At 45.8% G+C, this 20,552-nt stretch carries 16 protein-coding genes; 12 read left to right on the top strand and 4 right to left on the bottom strand.

From position 1 onward, the window contains the following. Positions 1–103: 103 nt before the first annotated feature. A complete protein-coding gene (locus ACR32F_RS12940) occupies positions 104–1,798 on the top strand; it encodes a M3 family oligoendopeptidase (RefSeq protein ID WP_440119073.1) in 1,695 nt (564 codons plus the stop codon). Between the two features lie 135 nt (positions 1,799–1,933). After that, positions 1,934–2,821: a GNAT family N-acetyltransferase gene (locus ACR32F_RS12945; protein ID WP_440119074.1), complete on the top strand. Its 888-nt coding sequence runs from the start codon at positions 1,934–1,936 to the stop codon at positions 2,819–2,821. Between the two features lie 350 nt (positions 2,822–3,171). Here ACR32F_RS12945 and ACR32F_RS12950 read toward each other — a convergent pair whose 3' ends face one another. Further along, a complete protein-coding gene (locus ACR32F_RS12950; RefSeq protein ID WP_440119821.1) occupies positions 3,172–3,252 on the bottom strand; it encodes an IS3 family transposase in 81 nt (26 codons plus the stop codon). Between the two features lie 268 nt (positions 3,253–3,520). On the opposite strand from ACR32F_RS12950, the gene ACR32F_RS12955 reads away from it, so the two are divergent. The 9 genes from ACR32F_RS12955 (at position 3,521) to dctA (ending at position 15,969) form a co-directional block, all read left to right on the top strand. Continuing rightward, a complete protein-coding gene (locus ACR32F_RS12955; RefSeq protein WP_440119075.1) occupies positions 3,521–4,672 on the top strand; it encodes an iron-containing alcohol dehydrogenase in 1,152 nt (383 codons plus the stop codon). Between the two features lie 496 nt (positions 4,673–5,168). Next, a complete protein-coding gene (locus ACR32F_RS12960) occupies positions 5,169–6,338 on the top strand; it encodes a glucose-1-phosphate adenylyltransferase (protein ID WP_440119823.1) in 1,170 nt (389 codons plus the stop codon). A gap of 27 nt (positions 6,339–6,365) precedes the next feature. Further along, positions 6,366–7,472, top strand: coding sequence for a glucose-1-phosphate adenylyltransferase subunit GlgD (glgD, locus tag ACR32F_RS12965; protein ID WP_440119076.1), 1,107 nt, complete (start codon positions 6,366–6,368; stop codon positions 7,470–7,472). 311 nt (positions 7,473–7,783) lie between these two features. Further along, positions 7,784–10,216 carry a glycogen/starch/alpha-glucan phosphorylase gene (locus ACR32F_RS12970; protein ID WP_440119077.1) on the top strand — a complete coding sequence of 811 codons (2,433 nt, stop codon included), beginning with the start codon at positions 7,784–7,786 and terminating at the stop codon, positions 10,214–10,216. A gap of 205 nt (positions 10,217–10,421) precedes the next feature. After that, the gene (locus ACR32F_RS12975; RefSeq protein WP_440119078.1) at positions 10,422–11,288 is read left to right on the top strand and encodes an effector binding domain-containing protein; all 867 of its coding nucleotides are present in this window, start codon (positions 10,422–10,424) and stop codon (positions 11,286–11,288) included. A 43-nt stretch (positions 11,289–11,331) separates the two neighbouring features. Beyond that, positions 11,332–11,790 (top strand): VanZ family protein, encoded by a 459-nt coding sequence (locus tag ACR32F_RS12980; protein ID WP_440119079.1) that lies wholly within the window; start codon positions 11,332–11,334, stop codon positions 11,788–11,790. A gap of 120 nt (positions 11,791–11,910) precedes the next feature. Continuing rightward, positions 11,911–13,602, top strand: a complete 1,692-nt coding sequence (locus ACR32F_RS12985) for a glycoside hydrolase family 13 protein (protein WP_440119080.1) — start codon at positions 11,911–11,913, stop codon at positions 13,600–13,602. An 80-nt stretch (positions 13,603–13,682) separates the two neighbouring features. Beyond that, positions 13,683–14,378 carry a metal-dependent hydrolase gene (locus ACR32F_RS12990; RefSeq protein WP_440119081.1) on the top strand — a complete coding sequence of 232 codons (696 nt, stop codon included), beginning with the start codon at positions 13,683–13,685 and terminating at the stop codon, positions 14,376–14,378. 235 nt (positions 14,379–14,613) lie between these two features. Further along, a complete protein-coding gene (gene dctA / locus ACR32F_RS12995; protein WP_440119082.1) occupies positions 14,614–15,969 on the top strand; it encodes a C4-dicarboxylate transporter DctA in 1,356 nt (451 codons plus the stop codon). A gap of 178 nt (positions 15,970–16,147) precedes the next feature. On the opposite strand, the gene ACR32F_RS13000 is transcribed toward dctA, so the two are convergent. The 3 genes from ACR32F_RS13000 to ACR32F_RS13010 form a co-directional block, all read right to left on the bottom strand. Beyond that, on the bottom strand, positions 16,148–17,146 hold the full coding sequence (locus tag ACR32F_RS13000) for a TraB/GumN family protein (RefSeq protein WP_440119083.1): 999 nt from the start codon (positions 17,144–17,146) through the stop codon (positions 16,148–16,150). 28 nt (positions 17,147–17,174) lie between these two features. Then, the gene (locus tag ACR32F_RS13005; RefSeq protein WP_440119084.1) at positions 17,175–17,840 is read right to left on the bottom strand and encodes a hypothetical protein; all 666 of its coding nucleotides are present in this window, start codon (positions 17,838–17,840) and stop codon (positions 17,175–17,177) included. 98 nt (positions 17,841–17,938) lie between these two features. Next, the gene (locus ACR32F_RS13010; protein ID WP_440119085.1) at positions 17,939–18,538 is read right to left on the bottom strand and encodes a TetR/AcrR family transcriptional regulator; all 600 of its coding nucleotides are present in this window, start codon (positions 18,536–18,538) and stop codon (positions 17,939–17,941) included. Between the two features lie 284 nt (positions 18,539–18,822). Between ACR32F_RS13010 and treC the strand changes: the two genes are divergently transcribed. Further along, positions 18,823–20,544: an alpha,alpha-phosphotrehalase gene (gene treC / locus ACR32F_RS13015; RefSeq protein WP_440119086.1), complete on the top strand. Its 1,722-nt coding sequence runs from the start codon at positions 18,823–18,825 to the stop codon at positions 20,542–20,544. Positions 20,545–20,552 lie beyond the last annotated feature (8 nt).

A 20,552-nucleotide genomic window follows, 5' to 3' on the forward strand; every position in this document is an offset into this window, starting at 1 on the left:
ATTTTTCATAAAGTTGGGATTTTTAGGCTGCTCTTTTGTATAATAGGGTTTAGTTCAACTCGGGAAATCCCGAAATATGCCTAACAGGAAAGGGTGTACATAAATGAAATTTAGTGAGTATACGTATACACGTCCCGATCTGGAACATATCAAAACATCATTTCGTGAGCTGCTGAGCGGTTTTGAAGCTGCGTCTACGGTTGAAGAGCAGAGCAGTTATATGGACAAAATTAACGCTTTACGGAGTGATTTTGAAACTCAGGCACAATTGGTCTACATCCGTCATTCCATTGATACCAATGATACGTTCTACAAAGCAGAAAACGAATTTCTGGATGAAAGCTCCCCGATCATTCAAGAATACATCACCGATTATTATCGGGCATTGGTGAACTCCAAATTCCGCACAGAATTGGAACAAAAATGGGGTTCACAGCTGTTCCAGCTGGCGGATCTGTCCCTGAAAACATTCAGTCCTGAAATTATCGAGGACCTGCAGAAAGAGAACAAACTTTCCACGGAATACAACCAGTTGATTGCCTCAGCCAAAATTCCGTTTGAAGGCGAAGAACGCACCTTGCCACAACTGCATCCGTTCGAGCTGTCCACGGATCGCTCGATGAGGGAGCGCGCCTCAGAAGCGAGGTATGCGTTCATGGCTGAACATGAGGCTGAATTCGATCGCATTTACGACGAGCTGGTCAAAGTGCGTACACAGATCGCGAAGAAGCTTGGATATCCATCGTACGTTGAACTTGGTTATGATCGCATGAACCGTACGGATTACAACGCAGAGATGGTGTCGAATTTCAGAGCGCAAGTCCGCGATTATATCGTGCCTGTAGCAACAAAGCTCAGAGAGCGTCAACGCAGCCGGATTGATGTGGACACCCTCTATTATTACGATCAGGGCTTCAGTTTCAAAACGGGTAACCCGACACCGAAGGGTGATGCCGACTGGATTATTGACAATGGTAAAAAAATGTACGCAGAATTGTCACCAGAGACGGATGCATTTTTCCAGATGATGACCGATAACGAACTCATGGATCTGGTGAGCAAAAAAGGCAAGCAGGGCGGAGGTTATTGCACCTTCCTGAATGATTATAAAGTGCCGTTTATCTTCTCCAACTTTAACGGTACATCGGGCGATATCGATGTATTGACTCATGAAGCAGGCCATGCTTTCCAGGTATATGAGAGCCGTGACTTTGCAGTGCCTGAGTACAACTGGCCAACGTATGAATCGGCGGAGATTCATTCCATGAGTATGGAATTCTTCACATGGCCATGGATGGAATTGTTCTTCAAGGAAGATACGGACAAATACAAGTTTGACCACCTGTCTTCGGGACTGCTGTTCATTCCTTACGGCGTAGCTGTGGATGAATTCCAGCATTTTGTTTATGCGAACCCGGATGCAACACCGGCTGAACGCAAGCAGGCTTGGCGCAATATTGAGAAGACCTATCTGCCGCACATCAATTACAAGGATAACGCCTATCTGGAACAGGGCGGATTCTGGCATAAACAAGGTCATATTTTCTCCTCGCCGTTCTATTACATCGACTACACTCTGGCACAAATCTGTGCATTCCAGTTCTGGAAACGCAGCAATCAGGATATGAAGTCCGCATGGGCTGACTACCTGGCATTGTGCAAAGCGGGAGGAAGCCTATCCTTCACAGGATTGGTCGAACTGGCAGGTCTGAATTCTCCGTTTGAAGACGGTTGTGTGTCCTCTGTGATTGGCGATATCGAAGCATGGCTCGATGGAGTAGACGACAAGGCGCTCTAAGCAAAAATAAAGGTCGAAGAGGTGAAGGGGAACGAGGAATAAACCTGACGTTATAGCATTCTGAGGCAGGGCGGGTTTGAATGTATTCATTTAATTCCATTTAACTACCCTATACAAAGAATGCGAGGTTATACCATGTTGGTTTTACTGGATCAACCTTCCCAAAGGAAGGCATTGGCGCCCTTCATCTCGGGTACAAACGGACATGTGGTCATGGGTGGAGTGCTTACCGGCCTCCAAAGCGGGCGTGTCTATGCAGATCAACTTCATGCTCCCAAAAGTGCACTGATCTGGGCAAAAAATGAAATGTTTTATCTGATCGGCAGATCGGGCAATGAACGGTTCAACAGCCTTGTCAGGCAGGTACTTGTTCAGGAACTACTTCCTGAAGCGTTAGATGCCGGCGAAGACATGCTGAATCTTGAGGTTTATCCCGAGCAGGGCTCGGAATGGTCTCCAGTCTTGCATCGTATGTTCGATGGACGTCTGTGCGAAGGACGGCGAGTTCCTTTTCAATTTAATCTTGCGAAGTATGAAAAGTGGCTGGAGAGCAGTTCCAATCCCGGCCTCAGCTCCGCTTCCAGCTCCTTATCCATTTTTCCCGGATATGCGCTTCAAATTATTGATCGAGCTGTAATAGTGGAAGACAAAAGCCGTATTATTGAGCATGAAATCTTGAAGTTCTGGCATTCGGTGGACGACTTCATCCGGTATGGGGTGGGCATTTGCGCGGTGCATGAGCGTCAGGTTGTAGGTACCTGTATCTCGGTGTTTGTCAGTGGCATTCACCATGAAACAGGTATTCATACCTACGATCTGGTGCACCGTGGTAAAGGACTGGCTACAGCCATGGCAAGCGCTTATGTCCGATTACTATTGAAACAGGGATGTGTGCCACATTGGACGACAGAGGATTTCCGGCATGATTCCATTGTAATCGCGGGTAAGCTTGGCTTTGAACAAGGTAGTACGTATCCCGCTTATTACATGCCAATTCGAGAGCTTCTGAACTGCTGTGAATGACATGGCATAAAGGGATGGATAAGGCTGTCCCGAAAGCCAGTCTTTTCCCCGGTTCTGGGTACTTGTTCAGACGCTAACGAATCGAGGGCGACTTATTATAGGGCTTAGCAGGGAATTATAACTCTAACGACCTCCAGGCTCTATTCGGCTGAAAACCTGCCAAAAGGTGGGCGAAACGAGAAAATAGAGTGTCTGCGATTCGTTAAATCGCCGGAGTTACAAATAAAGACCGAATAAGGTGTGCTGGATTCGATAAAAGTGTTCACTCGCCACACGCTGGATGATCCATGGGGCTGTCTCAGAAGTGAACTGCACCCCGCCAAGTAGACAGTGCAAAAAATAAAAGATAATTAAGCGGTCTTGGTCCTGAATTCATTGGGACTGAGGCCGTTTAGTTTTGCCTGTAACCGTTTGTAATTGTAAAAGTGTATGTTAAATCATCAATTTCTTTTTGGCTCTTAAAGGTCAGGTAGGTATGCAAGTAGTACTTCTCACATTTGAGTGTCCCCAAAAGGATTCCATGGGCCCGTTATTCATGCAGCAGTCCATTCAGGACATGCTTTGCGTGAGTTTCGCTTTGTCCAGCATCTCCTTAAATGAAACATTTACCAGCTTGGTTGTGATTTATTTCACTATATCTGAAAACGGATTCAGTTACAATAAAGGAAGTAAATCAGGGGTAGCAGGAGGCTGGTTCAAATGGCAACACATGCTTATTATGTTCCGCCCGTGAACTTGATGGGTAGAGGGTGTTTACATGAATCAGGCAAGATGATTCAGGACATGGGTATTCGCAAAGCGCTGGTCGTAAGTGATCGTCAATTGATCTCTTCCGGCGTTGCTGAACGGGTACTGTCTACATTAAGAAAATCAGGGTTAGACTATGTAGTATATGATGAGGTTCAGCCGAATCCAACATGTCAGAATGTACATGACGGACTCCAGGTATTTCAGGATCATGGCTGTGACGCCATTATATCGATAGGCGGGGGTTCACCGCAGGACGCTGCCAAAGCCATTGGCATTGTAGCAACCAACGGCGGACATATTCGTGAATATGAAGGATTGCATCAATCGAAACATAAGTCCGTGCCACTTGTAGCTTATAATACAACGGCGGGCACGTCGAGTGAGGTGACAATTAACTACGTGATTACAGATGAGGAACGCAAAGTGAAAATGGTAATGGTGGACCGAAACAGTCAGGTCTCCCTGTCGGTTAATGACCCAGAACTCATGCTAAGCAAGCCTGCCAGTCTTACAGCGGCTACAGGCATGGATGCGTTAACCCATGCCGTGGAAGCGATGGTCACACCTGGAGGATTCACCGTGACAAGCGCCACTGCGGCCGCTGCGGTTGAGCTGATTTTTGAATACTTGCCGAGAGCTGTGAGGGACGGTAGTGATTTGGAGGCGCGTGAACATATGACCTATGCGTGTTTCCTGGGTGGGATTGCTTTTAATAATGCGGGCTTGGGCTATGTTCATGCGATGGCCCATCAACTTGGCGGAGTATACGATCTGCCGCATGGCGTATGCAACGCGATGTTGCTCCCTTATGTTGAAGAGATGAATGCGAAGCACGCGCCAGGTAAATTCCGGCATATTGCCAAAGCCATTGGTATGGATGTGAAGGGCAAGAGTGATGAAGAGTGCTCCGAGTATGTAATTGAAGCGATCAGGTTGCTCTCCAAGGAAGTAGGTATTCCCGAGAAATTGTCTGAGTTGGGTGTGAAAGACCCTGACGTGGAGCTATTGGCCGATAACGCAATGAAAGATGCCTGCGCACCGGGAAATCCATATCAACCATCCAAGGATGAAGTGGTGGAGTTGTTCCGTAAAATTATATAACTATCTAAAAGAATAAAAATAGGGGCCGGGAGGAATCTCGGCTATTTTTCATATGTATTAAAATTTTAACTTATTTTCCCAGCTGATGATTAAGGTTAAAACAAAAGGATTTTGATTCCCTCTTATCGAATACAATATTTAATAACAGCGGCATGAAGGAGGGTGTGATCTCTACCTGAATTTTTGTCGAAGTTTTCCAGCAAGATTCCCCAGCCCGTTTCGTGTTTAATGTTAAATAGGAATTGTGTATTGCATTTCTCACGAGGTACATCTTAATTTTCTACATCCACCAATCACCTCTGCACGACAAGCAAGGCAATTCTACACGTTTCATCTTTTCTCAAGCATTAAAATGAATGACGTTAGGCTGCATTTCCAAGGAAACAGAAGTCTGTACAGCACGCTCCTAATCAATAACAACAGCGTCCACAACAGAATATCGGATTATGGGCTCTAAAATGAATCAGAATGAATGCACGTGGAGGAGGCTGTAATGATGGCAAAAAAAGAAGTTGTAGCGATGCTGCTCGCCGGAGGACAAGGTAAAAGATTAAAAGGATTGACGAAATCACTGGCCAAGCCAGCTGTATATTTTGGAGGAACCTACCGAATCATTGATTTTCCTCTTAGTAACTGCTCCAACTCAGGTATCGACACGGTCGGTGTGTTAACTCAGTACGAACCTCTGGTGCTGCACTCTTATATCGGCATTGGCAGTGATTGGGATCTGGACCGCAAAAACGGCGGGGTATATGTGCTTCCTCCTCACGAACGTGAAGACGGCAGTAACTGGTATCGTGGCACGGCTGATGCGATATTTCGTAACCTGAATTTTATCGAACAATTCGACCCCGAGCATGTGCTCATCTTGTCAGGGGATCATATCTATAAAATGGATTACGAGAAAATGCTTCAATACCATAAAGAAAAAGATGCAGATTGCACCATATCCGTCATTGACGTGCCGCTGGAAGAAGCCAGCCGGTTCGGGTTGCTCAACACCCACGATGACTATCGCATCTTTGAATTCGAAGAAAAACCTCCTGAACCCAAGAGTACGCTCGCTTCCATGGGTATCTATCTTTTCAAGTGGGATGTGCTGAAGCGTTTCCTCATTCAGGACGAACAACAGGCATCCACTTCCTATGATTTTGGCAAAGATATCATTCCTTTATTACTTGAAAATCAAAAATCCTTATACGCTTATCCTTTTGAAGGGTATTGGAGAGATGTCGGTACCATCCAAAGTCTGTGGGAATCCAACATGGATCTATTGGACGAGGAAACTCTATTCAACCTGAATGATCCGGACTGGCGTATCTACACTCGCAATCCGAATCAGCCTGCGCAGTATATTTCACCTTCAGCTAAAGTGCGAAATTGCATCATCAGTGAAGGCAGCATAGTACATGGTGAGGTGAATCATTCGGTCTTGTTCTATGGGATCGAGGTTGGTGAGAACAGTTTCGTCAATGATTCTGTGATCATGCCAAGAGTGAAGATCGGGCAAAATGTGCGTATTCACAAAGCCATTATTGCCGAAGGATTGGAAATTCCGAATGGAGTGCATCTATCACCCGCTCCCGGAGATGAAAGTGATGTATTGCTCGTCGATCAGGAAGAACTGGAGCGTCAGCTTCGCGAGGGAATGCCAAGTAAACCCTAATCTATATCCAAAAGGACGGTGAATGCGATGAAACCATTGATGATCGGAGTTATTAACCTTGACCATGAGCTTGAGGAATTGAAGGAATTGACGTACTTTCGCTGCGGAGCCGCGGTGCCTTATGCCGGGCGATACCGTCTGATTGATTTTGTATTATCCAATATGATGAATTCAGGCATTGAGAGTATCGGTGTATTTGTCCGCCGCAAGTATCGTTCACTAATGGATCATCTGGGTGATGGCAAGCCGTGGGATTTGGATCGCAAGCATGGAGGTATGTTTATTTTGCCCCCAGACTGGAACGATCCAACCGATACGTCGCAAGGGGATTTACAGCATTTTCACAATAATCTTGATTTCTTCCGCCGGGGTTCCGGGCAATATGTAGTCCATGCGGGCAGTCGGCACGTGACCAAAGCGGATCTGCAGGACGTGTACAGGTATCATATAAGCAAGGGCGCGGATGTAACACTGGTCTGCAAGAAGGTGGATCAACTGCTGCCTGAACATGATGCCTGTGTCAAAGTTGAACATGACGGGGATGGTAATGTGGTGGACATTCACCAAAGCGCCAACCACCCGAATATATATACAGAAATTTTCATTATGGAAAAAGAACTGTTCCTGCGCCAGGTTCAGCGCTGCATCGATCATGGTGAAAGCCATTTCTTCCGTGATGTGATTCAGAAAAATCCAGATGGATTGAACATTGCAGCGTATGCCTATGATGGCTACCATGCTGTAATTAATTCAATCGATAGCTATTACCGGAACAGTCTGGAGTTACTGAATACGGGACTGTATGAACAACTTTTCAAGGAACAGCCTGTACAGACGAAGATCAAGTACGAGGCTCCAGCCAAATATTTGGACACTGCTGAAGTGAAACATTCACTGCTCGCGAATGGCTGTATTGTGGGCGGGGAAGTGGAAGACAGTATCCTGTTCCGGGGGGTGCATGTCGCGAAAGGTGCCAAAATTAAAGGCTCTATCATCATGCAAAAATGCTACATTGGCGAAGGCGCCGTACTTGAGAATGTTATTCTCGACAAAGACGTGAGACTAAGCGGAGGACAAACGCTGATCGGCGATCCGTCAAATCCGTATATTCTGGCGAAGAGTACTATTATCTAATACCAACACTTAACCGATATCTTCTATAATATATAAAATAAAATCCTGTAGGATGGATTTAAGGTTCATAGACGAAAGTTGTTTGGCAAAGAGCGCAGGCAGTAAGTGAAGGGGACGAAATCGATTCTGAAGAAGCGTAGCGTTCGCCTTTATCACTGTATTTTCACATCTAAATAATAAAATCAAGAAAATACAGGGATAACAGCGATCAAAAGAACGATTCGTAACCGTAACGGGCACATGCTCAAACCAAAATGTTGAGTGAATGAACCGCCACCATCCTACAGGATTTCACCGGGAGGAACCTACTTTTGTTTGACAACAAGGAAACGTTCAAGAGTATTTTTAGGCGAAGTCTGGTCAGCAAATTGGGAAAACCGCTTGAAGAAGCTACCCAGGAAGATGTCTATCATGTACTGGGAAGCATGATTCGTGAATATGCGGGTCAGGATTGGGCGGCATCGAATCAGGGATTCAAGCAGCGCCAGGATAAACAGGTCTATTACTTCTCGCTGGAATTCCTGATTGGACGTCTGCTCGGCAACAATCTGCTGAATGTGAATGAATTGGAATTGGTTCGTGACAGTCTGGCTGAGCTTGGATTTTCGCTGGAGGATGTCGAGGAACAGGAAGCGGATGCAGGCTTGGGTAACGGAGGTCTGGGACGACTTGCAGCCTGTTTCCTGGATTCTCTCGCATCACTTGGTTATGCGGGGCATGGATGCGGCATTCGTTACAAATATGGTTTGTTTGAACAAAAAATCATCAACGGCAACCAGGTGGAGCTACCCGATAATTGGCTTGAGAAGGGCAATGAATGGGAAGTACGTCGTCCGGACAAAAAGGTGGAAGTCCAATTCTGGGGCCGCGTAGAGGCCTATGAACAGGATGGACAGTACCAATTTATCACAAAGGATGCCGAATCGGTTGTAGCTGTTCCCTATGACGTGCCTGTTATTGGTTATGATCAGCCGCATGTGAACACATTGCGATTGTGGAGCGCGGAGCCCAAGCGGGGGACCTCGCTGGATACACCTTCAAACTATTACGGATATCTGGATTACAGTCGTTCCGTAGAATCGATCTCGGAGTTTTTATACCCCGATGATTCCCAATACGAGGGCAAGCTGCTTCGACTGAAACAGCAATATTTCATGTGTTCGGCAGGCGTGCAGAGTGCACTGCGTACATTTAACAAGCTGGAGCTGTCTTATGATCGATTGCCGGATAAAGTGGCATTCCATATTAATGACACCCACCCCACGCTGGTCATTCCTGAACTGATGCGTATCCTGATTGATGTCAAAGGGTACGGATGGGACGAAGCGTGGGATATCACGACTCGCACTGTATCGTATACCAATCATACAACACTGAGTGAGGCGCTTGAAAAATGGCCGGTAGCCATGATCAGCAAGCTGCTGCCACGTATTTATATGATCATTGAAGAGATTAACAAACGTTTCTGCGGCATGCTTCTGGAACGTTATCCGGAAGAACCGGATCGAATTCAGCATCTGGCGATCATTGCAGACGATCAGGTGCGCATGGCTCATCTGGCGATTGTGGGCAGCCATAGCGTCAACGGTGTCGCGGCATTGCATACCGAGATATTGAAGGAACGAGAGATGGCTCCCTTCTATGCACTCTATCCCGAACGTTTCAATAACAAAACCAATGGCATTACCCACCGCCGCTGGTTGATGCACGCCAATCCGAAGCTGTCGAATCTGATCACAGATACGATTGGACGGGAGTGGATTACGGAGCCGGGCAGACTGAACGAGCTGGTAAGTGCTGCGGACGATGCATCATTCCAGCAGCAGTTCCGTTCAATCAAACGCGACAACAAGGAACGACTTGCCGCCTATATTCTGGATCATACCGGAACGGCTGTGAATCCGGATTCTATTTTTGATGTACAGGTGAAAAGACTGCATGGCTACAAACGGCAATTGTTGAACATTCTGCACGTTATGCATTTGTATAACCGACTCAAGAACGACGCTTCATTTGATATGGTGCCACGTACGTTTATCTTTGGTGCAAAGGCTGCGCCGAGCTATTACTTCGCCAAGAAAATCATTAAGCTGATCAACAATGTGGCGAATACCGTAAACGGTGACTCGGCAGTAAATGACCGCCTAAAGGTATTCTTCCTGGAAAACTACTCGGTTTCACTTGCGGAGAAAATCATTCCGGCCGCAGACGTCAGTGAACAGATTTCGACCGCAGGCAAGGAAGCTTCAGGTACGGGCAATATGAAGTTCATGATGAACGGTGCTTTAACCATCGGCACGATGGACGGAGCGAATGTAGAGATGGCAGAGCAGGTCGGTCAGGAAAATATGTTTATCTTTGGTCTACGTTCAGACGAGGTGCTGGATTATTATCGTTCCGGCAGCTATCGACCGAATGAGATTGTGCAGCAGGATGAACGGATTCGCGAGGTGGTAGAGCAGTTGGTACATCCAGGTGCATTCTGCGATCGTGACGGTGAATTCTGGGATATCTATGATTCCTTGCTTGCGCATGGCGATGAATATTTTGTGTTGCGTGACTTTGCTGCCTATGCGGATGCCCATGCTGCGATCGATCTGGCTTACCGGGATGTACCGGGCTGGACACGTAAGGCGGTGCTGAACACGGCTCAATCCGGTATATTCTCCAGTGATCGTACGATCAGTGAGTATGCTACAGACATTTGGGGGATTCACCCGGTGTCTGGGAACTGGAAAGGTTAAGGGTCTACTGATGTAGTTCAATCCTCTTGTCTACAAGAGTGGTCTCTGCTGGTTAAGCCATCTGAGCAGGGATTCCTCTTTGTAGAACAAGGGGATTTTGGCGTGCAGTAAAGTTCGCACAGAAAATCAAAAAACTATTTTCGATCTCAGTCATACTGAATGAGAAATCGTTTAATATTTCGAAATAGATAGGGGACCTGTCGCCATGGATCATTACACACGAATCCAGCTTGCCATTGAGTATCTGGAGCATCATTTGCAAGATGATTTTAATATCAGGGAGACGTCAGCCGCTGCGAGCTTTTCTGCTTTTCATTTCCAACGTTTATTTCAGGCGATCACCGGATTTACAGTACTGGAGTATGTGCGCAGACGAAGATTGACCGAAGCCGCAGAACACTTGCAAAACACGTCGGCAGGCATACTGGAGATTGCCATGAGCTTTGGTTATCAATCCCAAGAGGCATTCACCCGCGCATTCACAGCTCACTGGGGGATTACACCCGCCAAGTTACGCAAACTGAACGAACATCTACCTCCTTTGAAGTTACAGCGACGTATTAATTTTAATGATTATCGCACTCGGCTTGGTAGATCATTCCACATGAATACCCCTCGCCTGGTAACACGGGAACCGAACCGGATTATCGGCTACCCATATAAGACAAACTTGAATAATGAGCAGCATTATGCTGAAATCCCCGGATTTTATCAGGAGTTTGGCATGGAGCAAAGATTTATGAAGATTCCGGAGAGGGTACGTCCTGATATGGCCTACGGTGTCGCCTGTCATTTTGAAGAGGATGGAGCATTTTCATTTATTGTGGGTGAAGAAAGCGGTGGAACATCTCAGGGACTTGAACCCGGGTTTACCACGATTGAGATTCCTGGTGGTTTGTATGCCGAATTCACGGTGGAAGGCTCCGGTCAGGATATCCGCAAAATGATTTATGGCAGCTGGTTACCCCAGTCTAACTATGAACGGAGAGAGGGACCGGACTTTGAAGTGACAGATGTATGGAAGTCCACACCGGAACAACTGGACATGAAGATCTATATCCCGGTAAAATAGACCTTACCGCCTCGCGGAGATCAAGGTCAAAGGATGAATATCATTGAGCGGAAAATCGTGGCTGTACTCCAGATGGATGCTTGCAATCGTTACCTGTATGGCAGCCCTGTATACACTGATCATGTGCAATTTGCTTTTTGTCAGCGGACGAGCGCCTGGCCCAAACTATCAATATAATTTCATACCCTTGGAGACGATTCGGCCACTTCTTTTGGAAAGGGAGAGATACAATACAGATACCTGGGTCAAGAACTTGTTTGGCAATATCGTATTGTTCATTCCGCTGGGAATCTGGATTCCATGGTTGTTTCGCGGGTGTCGTACGTTTCTGACATTGACAGGGATTGTTGTTATGCTTTTGATGATTGTTGAAGTCACACAATTGGTTACACGTGTTGGTTCGTTTGATGTGGATGACATTATTTTGAACACGATCGGTGCCTGGATCGGTTATACAGGATTTCGGTTATGCATTTCCTCACAAAGAAGGACTCGGGATTGAACCGCAAATGGCGGTCCATGATCGGGTCTTTTTGCATCATGCGTATTCAAGTGTTTATAAGGGAATCTTTTCGGATAAAACATATTAACGGCTAATATAGTGAACAGAGACGAGAGCGAGGTGGGCGATATCGTTTGGTGGAAAGAGAGTGTGGTATACCAGATTTACCCCAACAGTTTTAAGGATTCGAACGGGGATGGTCAGGGCGACTTGCAGGGGATCTATGAGAAACTTGATTATTTGGAGGATTTGGGTGTAGATGTGATCTGGCTCTGTCCCATCTATGATTCACCAGGACATGATAACGGATATGATATCCGGGATTATTATGCCATTTTGCGCAAGTACGGTACGATGGAGGACTTTGATCGTTTGCTGGCAGAGGCGCACAAACGCGGTCTCAAGATCATGATGGACCTGGTGCTGAATCATACGTCGGATGAACATGCGTGGTTTGCAGAGTCACGTTCATCCAAGGTGAATCCGAAACGGGATTATTATATTTGGCGTTCAGGCAAAAATGGTCAGGTACCCAACAACTGGGAATCCTACTTTGGGGGTTCCGTGTGGAAACATGATCCCGAAACAAATGAATATTATTTGCATCTGTATTCCGAGCACCAGCCTGATCTTAATTGGAACAATGCTCAGATGGCAGAAGAGATGTATGAGATGGTGCATTGGTGGTTGCAAAAAGGGGTGGATGGGTTCCGCTTCGATGCAGTCGCGCACATCGCGAAGGCAGAAGGTCTCCCAAATGCACACAATCCGAATCATTTGCCAGTCGTTCCGGCGTACCAGCTCTTTTCCAATCTGGAACAGGTGCATTCGATCCTGAACAAACTGAACGACATGATCCTGAAACCTTACGGTCCCATGACTGTTGGAGAGACCTCTGGACTGGGGCCGGAACAGGCCTTGGCCTATGTGGGGACTGATCGTAATGAGCTGAATATGGTCTTTCAGTTCGAGCATATGTTTGTGGATGCCAAATCACCCGGAATTGGGAAATGGAACTATCGGGCTTGGAAATTGCCTGAGCTGAAAGAAATCATGAGCCGCTGGCAGACCGTGCTTCATAACAAGGGCTGGAATGCCAATTACATGGGCAATCATGATCAGCCGCGTCCGGTCTCCCGTTTTGGCGATGATGGTAAATACAGAGTTCGTTCTGCCCAGATGCTGGCGACATGGATGTTCACGCTGGAAGGTACACCTTACATCTATCAAGGAGAAGAAATTGGCATGACCAATGTCGCTTTCTCGGATATCAATGAGTACCGGGATATCGAGACGAAAAATTATTATAATCATTACATTGGTCAAGGTAAGGCGAAGCATGAAGTCATGCAGTCTATATGGCTGAAGAGCCGCGATAATGCACGTACACCCATGCAGTGGGATGATACGGAACATGCTGGGTTTACCCAGGCTCAGCCCTGGATTCAGGTGAATGAAAATTATCCCGAGATTAACGTAGCCGATGCCGAACGTGATCCTCAGTCCATTTTGCATTATTACCGTAAGCTTATTACACTCCGCAAACAACATAAAGTACTCATCTATGGGGCCTATGAGCTGCTTTTGCCGGATGATCCCGATATCTACGCTTATACCCGAACGTTGGATGAGGAACAAATGCTGGTCATATTGAATTTTCGTGAGCATGAGCCGGAGATGCAATGGCCGGAGGGGTGGAACTCCGAACAAGCCAAGCTGCTCATCAGTAACGTAAGCAGACGTTATTCCACGGACGAAGGTTCTATTCTGCTTCAGCCTTATGAAGCAAGGGTGTATCGGATGCAGCGATGATCGTGTAGTTTTGCTTTGGTGAAGAGATATGATTTATAATGGTTTCAAGATATGAATTCGTATGTCAGGAGGATTCCAAATTGTTGAATATTACGTACCACGGACACTCCAGTGTACAACTGGGCACAGAAGAGAAGTCATTGATCATTGATCCTTTCCTGCGTGGTAACGAACTTGCTGTCACCAAACCGGAAGACATCAAAACCGATGTTGTGTTGCTGACACATGCACATATGGATCACATTCTGGATGCTGAACCCATTGCCAAGGCGAATAATGCCAAGGTCGTTGCGATTGTGGAGCTGGCTACATATATGTCCTGGAAAGGTCTGGACACGCTTGGCATGAATATGGGCGGAACGGTAGATCTTGATTTTGCTAAAGCCAAAATGATTCAGGCTTTCCATACGTCGGGAATTGTGCTGGAAGAAGAGCAACGGATTATGTACGCAGGATTGCCTGCAGGATATATTATTAACATAGGTGGCAAAACAATTTTGCATGCCGGAGATACAAGTCTCTTCGGAGATATGAAAATGATTGGTGATCGTCATGATATCGATGTGGCGTTCCTGCCTATTGGTGGACATTTCACCATGGGACCGGAAGATGCGCTGCAAGCCGCGGAATGGTTCAATGCCAAGCTGACGATTCCGGTGCATTATGATACATTCCCGGTGATACGTCAGGATGCGGAACACTTTGTGCAGCAGCTGGCTGCAAAAGGTTTGGAAGGCCGCGTGCTGGCCCCGGGACAATCCATTACTTTGTGGTAGACATTGAACCCCTGTTCAATAATCAACTGATTTATCGATAAAGACGAATATCACGTCAAGATAACTGACGTGATATTCGTCTTTTATCGGTTTCAGGTTCAATTTTCACCGTTAGAGTTGGTACAAATGACAAAAACATTGAAATTCCATTGTTGAACTCCCTTTTAGAATGATATAAAAAGTTACACGGAAACCAACCGGAAATCCGAATTGACCGCAAACAGGGGGAGTGTTCATGTTATTTGTAAAATCATTATTTTTTCAGATTATTGTAGCGGTAATTATCGGAATTGGCGTAGGCATCCTGTGGCCGGATCTGGGTAGTTTGCTGCAACCACTGGGTACAGGCTTCATCAAATTAATCAAGATGATTATTGCACCACTGATATTCATGGTCATTGTGACAGGTATTGCCAAGATCGGTGATCTGAAGTCCGTAGGTCGCATTGGGCTGAAAGCCATTGTGTGGTTCGAGATTGCAACCACGGTAGCACTGGTGCTTGGATTGGGAACAGCGAATCTGCTTCGTCCGGGGGCGGGAATGAACGTGGACCCTTCCACCATAGACGCAAGTGGTATTGAAGCGAAAACCAATGGTTCGGAATTACCGCATACGGTAGACTTTATCATGAATATTATTCCGACAAGTGTTGTGGACGCCTTTGCACAGAATGCGCTGCTACAAGTGCTGCTTGTGGCCTGTCTGTTCGGGGTTGCACTGGCAGCAACGGAGAGTAAGGCAAAAGAAAATGTACTGACGCTGATTGAGAATGTGCTCGGAATTGTGTTCCGCATCATCGGTTATATCATGAAACTCGCTCCGATTGGTGCATTTGGTGCCATGGCCTACACGGTAGGTGCCTATGGGGTTTCCACACTATCGTCCTTCGGTCTGCTTATTCTGGCCTGTTATGGAGCGGCACTATTGTTTCTGGTCATGCTTGCACTGGCGGCCTGGTGGATTACCGGACTGAACTTCCTGCAATTTGTGAAATACACCCGTTCTGAAGTGATGCTGGCAATTGGAACCGGATCATCGGAGGTGGTCATGCCTCGAATGATGGACAAGCTAACCAAGGCTGGTTGTGATCGTGCAGTGGTAGGACTTGTTGTGCCCACAGGATACTCGTTCAATCTGGATGGTGCTTCAATCTATCTTTCTCTGGCTACCGTTTTTGTCGCTCAGGCGGTAGGCATTGATCTGAGTTTGGGACAGGAAATTACGATTCTGCTGGTGCTGATGTTAAGTTCCAAAGGCATGGCGGGGGTGCCCGGCTCGGCGTTTCTCGCCCTGTCGGCTACGGCAGCAGCCGTGAATGCCTTCCCGGTCGCAGCGGTTGCTCTGCTGCTGGGTGCGGATCGATTCATGGATACGATGCGTGTCTTCACGAATCTGATGGGCAACTGTGTAGCAGCATTCGTGGTTGCAAAATGGGAAGGGCTGCTGGATCAGAAGCGAATGCGCGCTGTACTGTCAGGTGAGATCAGTGCAGATGAACTGGAGCGGGAAGAACAGGCGGCGCTATCTTCATTGAAGTTAAATGTACTGGACAAACAGGGAAAAGCATTGGTTTCACCCGAGATGTCGTAAGGAGCGGGTCCCGTGCAGTGACTTAGTCAGGTGACCCAAACGTATCAATCATGTTCAACCGATCATATATCAACGAAGTGAACCGTCTGTTACCCACATCAATCGTGGGAAGAACAGACGGTTTCTTGGTGGACCCATACAGATATCATGGGGTTCACGAACACAGCTTCCGAAATAATTACACAGGAAGTGGTCTTGTCGCAACAAGGGATGCGTTAATAAATCCGTTCAATTTTATATCCCTTCTTCTCAAGCTCGCTTGGAACACTGGTTTAATCACAACATGAGCAGCACCGATGATGACAAAATAGGTCTGTCCGTCATCCGCTTGTAAAATTTCATCAAGCTTATTGGCCATATGAAGATTCCGAGTATCATTGATTGCCTGTTGATACTCTTCATCAATATCTTCGAGACCCTCAGTTAACTGATTCATAAGAGCATCGGCATTCCCATGAATCCAATGATATCCCAACTGGTTTAAGAAACTCGCTGTCTTCTCATGACCTGCTATAGAACCTTCTAACATTTGCACTTGCGTTTTCATACTAAAACCACTTAGCATTTCATATTGCATGTCCACGGTTTCTAACTCAACGATTTCTTTATTGTCTTCTAAAGCACGTTGAAGAAAATACAGGTCAACCCCATACTCTGGCGCTAGTTCACTTTCCTCATTACTAATTTGGTTTAATGAGGTTCCCAAAAACCAAGGCTGGAAGCGATTGTAATCAGCTAAAGTCATTTCGTGCGCTTCAAATATTTCTGAAAGCTTGGCATAAGACGCCTCCGATAACACGTCATCCAGCGTGGTATCATCCTCAAATAAAGCCATCTCGTTTATTTCTTCTTCATTCACTTCCGCTTTAAACATATTGATCTCTGGAAGAATGACATCTGCGTCCTCATAAGCTTCTTCAATTCCAGAAGCAAGAGGATAAAAGTCTGGATGACCCAGATGAATGGTTCCATGCACATACATGGTCGTTTCGCCGTGAACCACCTTCCACAGAAATCCCCCATCTCCCTCAAAATCAAGAGCCGTTTCACTTATTTGCTGTTCATGATCTTGTCCATTAGCTCCTTCACTCTCGATCAGCTCGTTATTGGGGCCTGAGCACCCTGCTACTACAAGTATTACGATCAACAAGTATATCGCCATGAGTCGTTTCATCATCGTAACGTTCACCCTTTCTTCATTTTTATTAATAATCCAAATGTGTGCTTTCAATATCAATTAACCAATGATTTTTGAGCATTAGAACTCGTTCTGTTCCTGCGATTGCTGCGGCAATACCAATCGCAAAATAAGTCCACACAGACAGTTGAATCGGCGATTCAAATACACCTATATTTTCTGAAACCCATGGAATAGCAGAGATGCTTTCCAGGAATTGGGGGATGCTTAAAGCGATTGATATGAACAAGATGATAATTGCGATCATACCAATGAATGCGCTCAGGGTAGGAAATCGACGATGCACCCACATTCGAAAACCTCGTATCGAACGTCTATCCGGAGATACGGTAAAGGAGTCTTGGCTAGCTCTACTATAATGAATGCCATTAATCCAGGTCGAATTGTTTGTTATTTCGATCACGCCATTCTCGACTGGAAAAGCTGCTGGAAGCTTAGAATAGGCAACATGTATATTTTCGCGGTATAAATCAACACGGGGCTTTTCTGCAAAATATTTAGATTTTATGGCATATGAAGTGGTTCTCCCACTACTATGATTAGTTATTTTGATGTGAAATAAGGAGTGAGTAAATATACTCCAAAACCGGTACTTTTTCAAAAGATGACCATCGCCTGCTTTCACCTTCTCCAATTTCTTACGACGTTTACGTTGACGAATGAAATGAAACATGGGATGAACATACCTCCCTTATTTAAACTTGAACAAACATTTTAAATTCTGATCAATCAATCAAATTTAATTTAAAAAAATTTACTTATCTCTTGGTGTTATTGAATCATTTTTAAAACGTTCTTTGTCACCTTTTCTGTGTAATCCTTAAAGCTCAATAAACTCTCATTTTGAGGCAGGGACATCGACAGCGAAACAGCCCCTCTGATCATCATGGCAATGACTTTGGGATCAAAATCTTGAAATTCTTTCGATTTTTGTCCTTCGTGAAGAATCTCTTCTAACAGGACGATTAATTCATCTTCAGGATTGATTTCTAACCGAAAATAAGGAACATTATCTGGTGTGCGAACATTAAACACAATTTCCAATAATGCCGTGGTGTTCCCACGTTTTAGAGCGCGATAAGTGATTCCCGCTTCTATATAGGCCATCAATTTTTCCAGATTGGATGATTTTTTTTCTACTCTCTCTACAATAAAAGCTTTCTCTTGTTCAACCAAATAGAGCAACGTATTGTTCATCAAATCTTCCTTGCCAGAAAAATGGTACGAGATGAGTCCCGTACTCGTATTAGCCTTGTTTGCTATTTTGGATAGGCTGGTGCTAAAATATCCAATCTCTGTGAGAACCTCAATCGCAGCATGAATAATTTGTTCTCTGCGGGCATCGGCTATTAAATATTTCTTGTTTTTCATCTTTTCATCCGCCTTCATGGGATTGATTGATTGTTTTTTATTTTGATCGGTCAATCAGCTATTATGATAAAGTTTATATTCCTTCCTGTCAAGGATGGGTAAACGATGGAGCTCTATTCCAATAAATGTTACAGAGGAAACATTTATGGGGAATGTGTAGAAGAGGCGAAGAATAAACTTATTGTAGTTTCAACTTGTATATACATGTTTACTTATGTAATATAGAATTGAAGTTAGGCCGAGAGAATCACATGAGAGCATTACAATGTATTGGAGGCGTTAACATGAGTTCAACGAACACAACTTCATCATCGTGGTGGAAAACTTCTACGGTGTATCAGGTATATCCCAAGAGCTTCAATGATACAACCGGATCGGGTACCGGAGATATTCGTGGATTGACCGAGAAGCTGGATTATTTGCAGCATCTGGGTATCGATATTGTGTGGCTGCAGCCGGTATATGTATCCCCACAGCATGATAACGGGTATGACGTGGCTGACTATTATCGAATCAATCCTGATTTTGGTACGATGGAGGACTTTGACGAATTGCTGAAGGGTCTGAAGGCGCGTGATATGAAGCTGATGATTGATATCGTGGTGAATCACTCCTCGACAGATCATGAGTGGTTCCAGCAATCCCGTTCTTCCAAGGATAATCCATACCGGGATTATTATATCTGGAAAGATCCTGCACCGGACGGCGGTGTGCCGAATAACTGGCAATCCAAATTCGGTGGGCCTGCTTGGCAATACGATGAACAAACGGGACAGTATTTCCTTACCCTATTTGACAAAACGCAGGCTGACTTGAATTGGGAGAATGAGCAGGTACGCAAGGCTGTACGGGATATGATCAAGTTCTGGGCAGAAAAGGGTGTTGATGGTTTCCGTATGGACGTCATTAATCTGATCTCCAAGGATCAGCGTTTCCTTAATGACGATGGCAGCGTGTCACCGGGCGATGGACGTAAATTTTACACGGATGGGCCGCGTGTACACGAGTATATTACCGAGATGTATGAAGAGGTATTCGGACCCTACAATATGGTAACGGTAGGCGAGATGTCCTCTACGACGCTGGAACACTGCATCCAGTACTCGAACCCTGCTTCACGGGAGTTCTCGATGACGTTCAACTTCCATCACCTGAAAGTGGATTATCCGAATGGTCAGAAGTGGGAACTAATGCCCTACGATTTTGAAGCCATGAAGCAGTTGTTCAGCGACTGGCAGACCGGGATGCAAGCAGGTGGAGGGTGGAACGCTTTGTTCCTGAATAATCATGATCAGCCACGAGCGCTGTCCCGTTTTGCCGATGATGGCGATTATCGTGCCGAGAGTGCGAAGATGCTTGCTACCACGATCCATGGCATGCAGGGGACACCTTACGTATACCAGGGCGAAGAGATCGGGATGCCGAATCCGGTCTGGAATGATGTTAGCGAGTTCCGTGATATCGAATCGACGAATATGTATCGGCTGCTTCAGGAAGAAAGAGGAAAATCTGCTGAAGAAGCTTTCCACATTGTGAAGGAGCGTTCTCGGGACAATTCGCGCACACCGATGCAATGGGATGGAAGCGAGAATGCCGGATTTACAACCGGAACACCATGGCTGAAGGTCGATGAAAGATATCCATCCATTCATGTGGCACAGCAGCTGGCTGACCCGGATTCAATCTACTATCACTACCGTAAATTGATTGCTCTGCGTAAAGAGGTTAACGTATTGACCGACGGTCTCTATGAACGCCTGGACGATGCACATCCGGATGTGTTTGCATACGCGCGAACCAATGGCAGCGAAACCCTGCTTGTGGTGTCCAATTTCAGCAAGCGAGATGTGACTTTTGCTTTTCCAGAGGCGGTCTGGCATGACCACATGACAGGCAAAACAGCGGAATTGTTGATCGGAAACACGAAAGAGTCGCCTGCACTGGAGCAGGAAATCTCCCTTAGCCCGTATGCATCCTATATGTGGCTTGTACCACAACAGGACTAATTCACATT

The sequence above is a fragment of the Paenibacillus hebaui genome, assembly GCF_051934385.1.
Taxonomy (GTDB): domain Bacteria; phylum Bacillota; class Bacilli; order Paenibacillales; family Paenibacillaceae; genus Paenibacillus.